Origin of the sequence: Roseicyclus sediminis (genome assembly GCF_025515305.1) — a bacterium.
In the GTDB taxonomy this organism is placed as follows: domain Bacteria; phylum Pseudomonadota; class Alphaproteobacteria; order Rhodobacterales; family Rhodobacteraceae; genus Roseibacterium; species Roseibacterium sediminis.
This window is the reverse complement of the sequence record NZ_JAOPHT010000035.1, coordinates 1-1,480: the sequence shown is the minus strand read 5'-3', so window position 1 is coordinate 1,480 and position 1,480 is coordinate 1. Positions and strand designations below refer to the sequence as shown.

Sequence of the window (1,480 nt, the reverse complement as noted above, 5' to 3'; positions counted from 1 at the left end):
TCGTTGCTGAGCCGCCACCGGCCCGCCGAGCCCGAGCGCCAGGGCGGCGGCGATGATCCATGCGATGCGTGTTGTCATGTCGTGATCCTTCCTCGTGAAAAACCGCCGTCGGAACTCGTCATCGATCCACTCGGCCAACCATAGCCGGGCAACCCGACTGCCTTGGCATCGCTTGGACCGACGCGCCGGATTCCGCATCCGTCGGTGCCCCCGGGCGAACGGCATATGGGAAATGGGCCGAACGCCAGGCTGCAGTCGCAAGCTAACGCGATGGCGCCCTCAGCGGACGAAGCCTTTTTCGCGAACTGGCAACTTGAATTCACCAATCGACCGGACCTACCATTCGCGAAGCGTGAATTGCATGCGCTGCAAAAAATTTGACGGGCGGGCCATGTCGACGCTCCCGATCAATCTGCGAAAGAAGGCCGTGACCGTCGCCATCCTCATGGTCGGCGCGACATTGGCAGGTCCCTTCGGCACCTATGAGGATCTCACGATTTTCGAGCGCCTGGTGTATTGGGGGACGGCCATCCTTGGTTGCGGCCTCATAATGGAAGTTCTGCTGATCGTGGCGCTGACCTATCCGATCCTGGACCTTCCGGCCTGGGTGCGCTTCGGGGCAGCGGTCTTCCTCGGGTCGTTTCCTGCGACGGTCGTGGTGCTCGCCCTTGAGTATTTCATGAGGGGCTATTCACCCGGGCCAATGTTCGCCCTGCGGGTCTGGTTGCTGGTCGGTGGCGTCGCCGTGCTCGTCAGTTTCGTGGAATACCGCAAGGCATTGCGCAGCGTAGCGGTCGGAGCCGAGCCGCCCACTCCGGTCAGGGCATGGAATGAGGATGGGTCTCGCGCAAGCGGACAGCTACCCCCTAGCGCCTCTTTTCTTCGTTCCATCGACCCCGCCCTGCGGCATGGTCTCGTATCGCTGTCCAAGCAGGGCCACTATCTCGAGGTCGTCACCCGCCGCGGGGCTGCGCTTATCCTGAAACGCATGTCTGATGCGGTCGCCGAACTCGACGGCTACCGGGGAATGCAGATCCATCGCTCGCATTGGGTCGCCCTCGATGCCGTCCGCGAGGTGGTGCGCGATGACAGCCGGGTTGCCGTCCGCCTCGATGACGGTCGTCTCCTGCCTGTCAGTCGCCCCAATTTGGCTCGGCTGCGATCCGAACTCTCCGCAAGGGACCGAATGCCCTGAACCGTCAGTCCCGGGATGACCGCAGAGAAGATCTGGGCGTGTCGGAAGGAACCCGCAGCCGTCGGGGCCAGTGGCGTTCACGCTGCATTTGCGAGGGCTTCTCATGGGCCGTTTCCGCAACGGGCTCCTAGCGGTCGTCCGCTGCCCCAAGGACGAACGTCCGCTCCGGGGCTCGTTCTTACGAGATGGCAAGTCTCGCCAGCAGGTTCCTGACGTTCGACACGTGCCACCGTCCTCCCCGACGGGTCATCATACCCCGAGCGTTTAGCGCATCTGCCATGGCAC

General features: G+C 63.2%; 1 protein-coding gene. It reads left to right on the top strand.

Annotated features, from left to right (window positions below):
* Positions 1–391 precede the first annotated feature (391 nt).
* Positions 392–1,195 (top strand): LytTR family DNA-binding domain-containing protein, encoded by an 804-nt coding sequence (locus N8I71_RS20570; RefSeq protein WP_262879922.1) that lies wholly within the window; start codon positions 392–394, stop codon positions 1,193–1,195.
* The last annotated feature ends 285 nt before the right edge of the window (positions 1,196–1,480 follow it).